This window comes from Planktotalea sp. (assembly GCF_049680325.1).
In the GTDB taxonomy this organism is placed as follows: domain Bacteria; phylum Pseudomonadota; class Alphaproteobacteria; order Rhodobacterales; family Rhodobacteraceae; genus Planktotalea.
Map to the genome: position 1 here is coordinate 1 of NZ_JBAUHO010000319.1, position 8,197 is coordinate 8,197.

Annotated in this window: 5 protein-coding genes and 1 pseudogene; all 6 read left to right on the plus strand. The window is 56.3% G+C overall.

The features are described from left to right. Positions 1-480, plus strand: a pseudogene (locus tag WBC85_RS14425) (ATP-dependent zinc metalloprotease FtsH); the annotation flags it as partial. 125 nt (positions 481-605) lie between these two features. Then, entirely contained in the window at positions 606-1,190 is a 585-nt protein-coding gene (locus WBC85_RS14430) for an MOSC domain-containing protein (protein WP_424438682.1), read from the plus strand. A gap of 121 nt (positions 1,191-1,311) precedes the next feature. Next, entirely contained in the window at positions 1,312-1,725 is a 414-nt protein-coding gene (locus WBC85_RS14435) for a c-type cytochrome (RefSeq protein WP_424438685.1), read from the plus strand. Positions 1,726-1,938: 213 nt separating this feature from the next. Further along, the gene (locus tag WBC85_RS14440) at positions 1,939-3,624 is read left to right on the plus strand and encodes an NAD(P)H-dependent oxidoreductase subunit E (protein WP_424438688.1); all 1,686 of its coding nucleotides are present in this window, start codon (positions 1,939-1,941) and stop codon (positions 3,622-3,624) included. Between the two features lie 3 nt (positions 3,625-3,627). Further along, positions 3,628-6,405: a formate dehydrogenase subunit alpha gene (gene fdhF / locus WBC85_RS14445; RefSeq protein WP_424438691.1), complete on the plus strand. Its 2,778-nt coding sequence runs from the start codon at positions 3,628-3,630 to the stop codon at positions 6,403-6,405. A gap of 33 nt (positions 6,406-6,438) precedes the next feature. After that, positions 6,439-8,115 (plus strand): formate--tetrahydrofolate ligase, encoded by a 1,677-nt coding sequence (locus WBC85_RS14450; RefSeq protein ID WP_424438694.1) that lies wholly within the window; start codon positions 6,439-6,441, stop codon positions 8,113-8,115. Positions 8,116-8,197: the final 82 nt, after the last annotated feature.

Here is an 8,197-nt window from a genome sequence, read left to right on the forward strand (position 1 = left end):
ATCAAGTACGGCGCGGATAATGTATCCAATGGCCCTGCGGGTGATATTCAGCAGGCCTCTGGTCTGGCGCGTGCAATGGTTCTGCGTTGGGGCATGTCTGACAAGGTCGGCAACATCGACTATGAGCAAGCGCATGAAGGCTATAACGGCAACGGCGCTGGCGGCTTTTCTATCTCGGCTGCGACGAAAGAGTTGATCGAGGGCGAAGTGAAGCGTTTGATTGATGACGCCTACGCCACAGCGCACCGCATTCTGACCGAGAAAAGCGAAGAATGGGAACGTCTGGCGCAAGGTTTGCTGGAATATGAAACGCTGACTGGCGATGAGATCAAACGTGTGATGAACGGCGAGGCCCCGAATTCGGGCTCTGACGAAGATGACACGCCAAATCAAGGCAACGCACCAAGCGTGACGGCCATTCCGAAAACCAAACCGCGGGCCAAGCCCACGGGCGGGATGGAACCTGAACCTTCTTCATAAGATACTGAAACCCCGGCCAAGCGCCGGGGTTTTCTTTTGCGTTGGTGATAGTTGAAATCACAAGTTCTGGATTGAATGCGCGCGCGCAGCGCGGCACTGTGAAGCCATCAAAAACAGGAGGCACCATGCCGGCGCTTAAACCCACCGATTACTATGCAACTGTTGTCTGGCTTGGTTCGGTCGCAGATAGCGGCGCTGATCTGACTTCACGCGCGCTGGATGAAATGCCGCTTAGTTTTGCAGGGTATGAAGGGGAGTTTCACGCAGGGCTGACGCGCCCGTCCTGTAGCCGCGTCATTCAACAATATCCGCGCTATACGGACATCAAGAACGCGCGCCAGCTATCCATCGTGTCACAAGAGGAACTGGAACAGATCGCGGCGAACATGGGCGTAGACACGCTTACTCCTGATTTGATCGGTGCTTCGGTGATGCTGAACGGCATCCCGGATTGGAGTCATGTTCCACCCGCATCGCGCCTTGTTGCGGATGGCGGGCCGGGCTTGGTCATCGATATGGAAAACCGCCCGTGCCATTTGCCTGCCCCGTTTATCGACGCGCAAAATCCGGGGCTTGGAAAGAATTTCAAAGCATCCGCCAAAGGCCGGCGCGGCGTTACCGCATCGGTCGAGCAGATAGGGACCTTAAAGGTCGGTATGCGCCTGCGCCTGCATATCCCGGATCAGCCGATTTGGTCTGAACTTACATAGTGTGAAAATGCGCGGCATTTTGTTGCCTGCGTCAAGATGGCTTTCGCTGGGGCTTGAACCGCGTGTGAAATGCTTATCTATCTCAATATAGAGTTTCAAATCACGAACCTAGGAGATGATAATGAGCTTCAAATATGCAGCACTACTTGCAGCGACTGTGTTCGCAGCACCAGCCTTTGCCGAAGGCGACGCCGCAGCGGGCGAAAAGACGTTCAAGAAGTGTAAGTCCTGTCACACAATCGCGAATGGCGATGATGTGATCTATAAGGGCGGTAAAACGGGTCCTAACCTATACGGTATTATTGGTCGTGCCGCAGGTACGCAGGAGGGTTTCAAATACGGTAAGTCATTGGCAGATGCTGGTGAAAAGGGCCTTGTTTGGGACGCCGAGAACCTTGCAAGCTTTTCTGCTGATCCAAAAGAGTTCCTGAAGGAATATTTGGATGACGGCGCGGCGAAATCCAAGATGTCGTTCAAGCTGAAAGATGGCGGAGAAGATGTGGCGGCCTATCTGGAATCTGTCGTCGCTGAATAAGCCGATCGGCCCTTTTTGATTGAAAAAGCGCCCCGCAGCATTGCTCTGCGGGGCGCTTTTACGTTTCCGATGTGAAATTCTTCCAGCTGCAAGCGATAACGACTCCGTTTTTGGGGCAAATATTGTCTCGAATGAGTGACTGTATGACATTCCATGCCGTAGGAAGGATCGAAACACTACGGCACGTCGCGTGCCGTTCAGGAGGGTGCGCGTGTGGCTTTGAATGATCGTAAAGGCATTTGGAAATCTGGCAAAGGCAAAGGGCGCCATACGCCCAAAGGCCGCCAGCTGGACGATCTCGCTTGGGAAGACGTGCGCGCGCTGTTGGGGGATCGCCCGCGCCGCGCTGATTTGTTGATCGAATTCCTACACCTGATCCAAGATGCCCACGGCCATTTAAGCGCAGCACACCTGCGCGCTTTGGCTGAAGAGATGCGTATGTCCATGGCCGAGGTTTACGAGGTCGCCACCTTCTATGCGCATTTCGACGTGGTAAAAGAGGGCGAGACACCTCCGCCAGCTTTGACAATCCGCATCTGCGATTCCTTGTCGTGCGAATTGGCTGGTGCGCAGGCGCTGAAATCTGCATTGGAAAGCGGTCTTGATGCATCCGAAGTGCGCGTTCTGCGTGCGCCTTGCATGGGGCGCTGCGATACAGCGCCGGTGTTGGAACTGGGCCATCACCACATCGATCATGCCACTCCCGAAAAGGTGACGGCGGCGATAGCCGCGGGCCATACCCATGCGGATATTCCTCAGTATGAGGGTTTTGCAGAATATGAGGCAGCAGGCGGCTATGCATCGCTGAAACAGCTCCGCGCAAATGGCGATTGGGAGCAGGTCCAGAACACCGTACTCGACGCGGGTCTGCGTGGCCTTGGCGGCGCGGGCTTTCCATCTGGCAAAAAGTGGGGCTTTGTGCGCGCCAATGCGGGCACCCGCTATTTGGCCGTGAACGGGGATGAGGGCGAGCCGGGCACATTCAAAGATCGTTACTATTTAGAGCGCACCCCGCATCTTTTCCTTGAAGGTATGTTGATTGCGGCTTGGGCGGTTGAGGCCGAGACATGCTTTATCTACATGCGCGATGAATATCCTGCGGTTTTGCATATTCTGGCGCATGAGATTGCCAAGCTGGAAGAGGCAGGCATTGTCGAAAAAGGCTATATCGACCTACGCCGCGGCGCGGGTGCCTACATCTGCGGCGAAGAAAGCGCGATGATTGAAAGCATCGAAGGCAAGCGCGGTTTGCCCCGTCATCGCCCACCGTTCGTGGCGCAGGTCGGGATTTTCGGGCGACCAACGCTGGTGCACAACGTCGAAACCCTGCTCTGGGTCACGCGGATTGTGCGCGAAGGCCCCGAGGTTCTTTCCTCCACTGAAAAGAACGGTCGCAAAGGTTTGCGCAGCTACTCTATATCTGGCCGGGTGAACAACCCCGGTGTGCATTTGCTGCCCGCAGGTTCGACCATCATGGATTTGATCGAGGCTGCTGGCGGTATGCTTGAGGGCCATGCGTTCAAAGCCTATCAGCCGGGCGGCCCGTCCGCGGGGCTTTTGCCTGCGTCTATCAATGATGTGCCGATGGACTTCGACACGCTGCAACCGCTTGGCACATTCATTGGCTCTGCTGCTGTTGTGATCCTGTCGGACAAAGACAGCGCGCGCGGCGCGGCGCTCAATATGCTACGGTTTTTCGAGGATGAAAGCTGCGGTCAATGCACGCCTTGCCGCGTAGGTTGTGAAAAAGCAGTCAAGCTGATGCAGGCCGACACATGGGATCAACCGCTACTGGAAGAGCTGTGCAACGCCATGGGCGATGCGTCGATCTGCGGTTTAGGGCAGGCGGCCCCGAACCCTATCCGGATGACGATGAAACACTTTGCGGATGAGGTGTAGAGCATGAGCGATCAAGTCACATTCACGCTCGATGGTGAGCAGGTCACAGCCGACAAAGGCCTGACCATTTGGGAAGTCGCTAACGGTCGTGGGCTTGTGATCCCGCACCTTTGCCACAAACCCGCGCCGGGCTATCGCCCTGACGGCAACTGCCGTGCTTGCATGGTTGAGGTCGAGGGAGAGCGCACTTTGGTGGCGTCCTGCATTCGCGAAGCGGGCGAGGGCATGGTTGTCACGACCAATTCCAACCGTGCGGAATCTGCGCGCAAGATGGTTGTGGAGATGCTGCTGGCGGATCAGCCAGAGCGGGAAGTCTCGCACGACAAGTCTTCCCATCTTTGGGACATGGCCGATGCGAATGGGATTGATGTATCACGTTTTCCCAAGATGGAAGAGGGCTGTATTCCGCTGCTCGACAACTCCCATGTTGCCATGTCTGTTAACCTTGATGCCTGCATCCAATGTGGTCTTTGCGTGCGCGCCTGCCGTGAAGTACAGGTCAACGATGTGATCGGCATGTCGGGTCGTGGGCAAAATTCCTATCCGACCTTCGATCTTGCCGATCCCATGGGCGATAGCACTTGCGTCGCTTGCGGCGAATGCGTGCAAGCCTGCCCGACGGGCGCGCTGATGCCGTCCACAGTTGTCGATGATGCGCAGGTCGGGGATAGCAAGGATTTCGATAGCGAAACTGAAAGCGTCTGCCCGTTCTGCGGTGTTGGCTGCAAGGTTTCGCTAAAGGTTAAAGACAACAAGGTTAAGTATGTCGAGGGCATCAACGGCCCCGCGAATGAGGGACGCCTTTGCGTCAAAGGACGCTTTGGTTTCGATTACATCCACCACGATCACCGCCTGACAAAGCCGCTTATCCGCCGTGATGACGCGCCTGCAAAGGGGCTGAATGTCGACCCCGGCAATGTGCTGACGCATTTCCGCGAAGCCACGTGGGAAGAGGCGATGGAGCGCGCGGCGGGTGGCCTTGCCAAGTTGCGCCAAGCACATGGCGGGCAATCGGTTGCCGGTTTTGGATCGGCCAAATGCACCAATGAAGAGGCCTATCTGTTCCAAAAGCTGATCCGTCAGGGTTTCCAGCACAATAACGTCGATCACTGCACACGGCTGTGCCATGCGTCCTCAGTGACGGCCTTGATCGAAAACGTCGGTTCTGGTGCGGTGACTGCGACGTTCAACGAGATTAAGAATTCCGATGTGGCGATTGTGATCGGGGCCAATCCGATTGAAAATCACCCCGTCGCGGCGACCTATTTCAAACAGTTTGCCAAGCGTGGTGGCAAGTTGATTGTTATGGATCCGCGCGGTGTTGGCCTGCGTCGTCATGCGTCGCACATGCTACAATTCCGCCCGGGCGCAGATGTCAGCCTGCTGAATGCGATCATGCATGTGATTGTAGAGGAAGGTCTTTATAATCAAGAGTATATCGATGCCCACACCGAAAACTGGGACGCCGAAAAGGAGCATCTGAAAGGGTTTAGCCCCGAAGCGATGGAACCGATCTGCGGCATCGCACCAGACGTGATCCGCGACGTTGCACGCACCTTTGCGGGTGCGAAAGCGGGAATGATTTTCTGGGGCATGGGCGTGTCGCAACACATCCACGGCACCGATAATTCGCGCTGCTTGATCTCGCTTGCACTCATGACTGGCCAAGTGGGCCGCCCGGGCGCGGGGCTGCATCCGCTACGCGGTCAGAACAACGTGCAGGGTGCGTCCGATGCGGGTCTCGTTCCGATGTTCGTGCCGGACTATCGCTCGGTTGAAGATGACGCCGTGCGCGAAGACATCTTTGGTGTTTGGGGGCGCGATGAGGATTGGTCCAACAAACGTGGTCTGACCGTGACCGAGATCGTCGATCAGGCCTACGCGGGCAACATCAAAGGCATGTATATTCAGGGCGAAAACCCTGCAATGTCGGACCCTGACGTGGAACATGCGCGCGATGCGTTTGCAAAGCTGGAACATTTGGTTGTGCAGGATATCTTCCTGACGGAAACCGCGTGCTTCGCCGATGTGATCCTGCCCGCCTCGGCGCTTTATGAAAAGAACGGCACAGTTTCCAATACCAACCGCCAAGTCCAGCGCGTGCGCCCTGCGGTGCCGCCCCCTGGCGAGGCGCGCGAGGATTGGGCAATCACTGTCGATCTGGCACAGCGCCTTGGCCTTGGCTGGACCTATACAGATCCAAGCGAGATTTTTGCAGAGATGAAGCAGGTGATGAAGTCGCTCGACAACATCACGTGGGAGCGGCTCAAGACCGAAACTGTGACCTATCCTTCGCTGTCCCCCACTGATCCGGGCCAAGCGATTGTGTTTGGAGATGGTTTCCCGCGCGCTGGTGGTCGTGCGAAGTTTACCCCAGCCTCGGTCATCGCGCCGGATGAAGCGCCAGATGCAGAATACCCGATGATTATGACAACGGGTCGTCAGCTTGAGCATTGGCACACAGGGTCGATGACCCGCCGCGCCATGGTTCTGGATGCGGTCGAGCCCGAGGCGAACTGTTCGCTCCATCCCAAAACGCTGCGCGCTTTGGGCGTAGAGCCGGGCGGTATGGTGCGCCTGACAACACGTCGCGGTGCAATCGAAATCATGGCGCGGGCGGACCGTGCTGTGTCCGAAGACATGGTCTTTGTACCCTTTGCCTATGTCGAAGCGGCAGCCAATGTGCTGACCAATCCGGCCATCGATCCATACGGGAAGATTCCCGAATTCAAATTCTCGGCGGTGCGCGTCGAGGCTGTCCAAACAATCGCTGCCGAATAGTCAGCTCCACTTTTTCAACAGGAAGTAAGACCCATGGGATATAAATCAGACATCGAGATCGCCCGCGAAGCGAACAAGAAACCGATCCAGGAGATCGGTATGAAACTGGGTATCGAAAGCAAAGACTTGCTGCCCTACGGCCATGACAAAGCGAAGGTTTCTCAGGACTTCATCAACTCTGTTCAAGGCAATAAAAACGGCAAGTTGATCCTGGTAACGGCGATCAACCCGACGCCAGCGGGCGAGGGCAAGACAACGACGACTGTAGGTCTTGGCGATGGTCTGAACCGTATCGGCAAGAAAGCTGCGGTCTGCATTCGCGAAGCATCGCTTGGACCAAACTTCGGTATGAAGGGCGGCGCAGCGGGAGGCGGTTACGCGCAAGTCGTCCCGATGGAAGACATGAACCTGCACTTCACAGGCGACTTCCACGCGATCACTTCTGCGCATTCGCTGCTCTCTGCGATGCTCGACAATCACATCTATTGGGGCAACGAGTGTGATATCGACATCCGCCGCGTTCAGTGGAAGCGCGTTGTAGACATGAACGACCGCGCATTGCGTCAGGTCAATGTATCCCTTGGCGGCGTTGCGAATGGTTTCCCGCGCGAGGGTGGTTTTGACATCACCGTGGCCTCGGAAGTTATGGCGATCTTGTGCCTTGCGAAGGATTTGAAAGATCTCGAGACGCGCCTTGGTGATATGATTGTCGCCTATCGCCGTGATCGCAGCCCTGTTTTCTGCCGTGATATCAAAGCCGAAGGCGCGATGACGGTTTTGCTGAAAGACGCAATGCAGCCGAATATCGTTCAGACGCTCGAAAACAACCCTGCGTTCGTGCACGGCGGCCCATTCGCGAACATCGCGCATGGCTGTAACTCTGTTATTGCGACAACGACAGCGCTGAAAATTGCGGACTTCGTTGTGACCGAAGCGGGTTTCGGTGCGGATCTTGGCGCTGAGAAATTCATGAACATCAAATGCCGTAAAGCAGGCCTTGCACCTGATTGCGTCGTTCTGGTTGCGACTGTTCGCGCGATGAAGATGAATGGCGGCGTTGCAAAGGCCGACCTTGGTACAGAGAATGTTGCTGCGGTCAAAGAGGGATGTGCGAACCTTGGCCAGCACATCGGCAACCTGAAATCCTTCGGAGTTCCCGTCGTTGTTGCGATCAACCATTTTGTAACGGACACGGAAGCAGAAGTGCAGGCCGTAAAAGACTATGTTGCGACCCAAGGTTCCGAAGCGATCCTGTCGCGTCATTGGGAACTTGGCTCTGAAGGCTCCGAAGCGTTGGCAACCCGCGTTGCCGAGATCGCGGAAAGTGGCGCGTCGCAGTTTGCGCCGCTCTATCCTGATGACATGCCGTTGATGGAGAAAATCCAGACAATCGCGAAGCGTATCTATCGCGCTGATGATGTGCTTGCGGATCAGAAAATCCGCGATCAGCTCAAGCTTTGGGAAGAGCAGGGGTATGGCAAACTGCCGATCTGCATGGCGAAGACGCAGTATAGCTTCTCGACGGATCCGACTTTGCGCGGTGCGCCGCGCGGGCATTCGGTGCCAATTCGTGAGGTGCGGTTGAGCGCGGGCGCAGGTTTTGTTGTCGTTGTCTGCGGTGAAATCATGACGATGCCGGGTCTGCCACGCGTTCCATCCGCGGAAAACATTCGTTTGAATGATGCTGGCCAGATCGAAGGCTTGTTCTAAGAACTTGGGCGGTGCGCGCAACCACGCACCGCCCAATTATGGGGGCGCTGCCCCCGTCCATTAAAGATGGACTCCCCCGAGG

Bases quoted from the DNA above. Each gene is read 5' to 3' on its own strand.
- WBC85_RS14435 (WP_424438685.1), top strand. From the start codon at position 1,312: ATGAGCTTCAAATATGCAGCACTACTTGCAGCGACTGTGTTCGCAGCA.
- fdhF (WP_424438691.1), top strand. From the start codon at position 3,628: ATGAGCGATCAAGTCACATTCACGCTCGATGGTGAGCAGGTCACAGCC.
- WBC85_RS14450 (WP_424438694.1), top strand. From the start codon at position 6,439: ATGGGATATAAATCAGACATCGAGATCGCCCGCGAAGCGAACAAGAAA.
- WBC85_RS14430 (WP_424438682.1), top strand. From the start codon at position 606: ATGCCGGCGCTTAAACCCACCGATTACTATGCAACTGTTGTCTGGCTT.